This is a genomic window from Flavobacterium xizangense (assembly GCF_054075145.1).
In genome coordinates this window covers 1-249 of sequence record NZ_JBSIPG010000234.1, presented here as the reverse complement: position 1 = coordinate 249, position 249 = coordinate 1, and the positions used below count along the sequence as shown (strand labels likewise).

Sequence of the window (249 nt, the reverse complement as noted above, 5' to 3'; positions counted from 1 at the left end):
ATTATCATCATGTATGCTTACGGCAAACTATTAAAAACCCAATTTGTATCGCAGCCAAGCGTTTACGATATGCCAATTGGCTCTCTAGATGGTTTTCGTCTCACTTGGTATTATTATGGTTACTGCTACTGGTACCCGATTGTCATTGCTAGTACACAAATTTTAAGTGCCGTTTTACTCTTTTTTAGAAAAACGACTAGAATCGGGATTGTCCTTTTCCTCACTTTTATGGTCAATATTCTGCTAACC

1 pseudogene is annotated in these 249 nt (G+C 37.3%); it reads left to right on the top strand.

Annotated features, from left to right (window positions below):
- Positions 1-249, top strand: a pseudogene (locus ACWA1B_RS23245) (hypothetical protein); the annotation flags it as partial.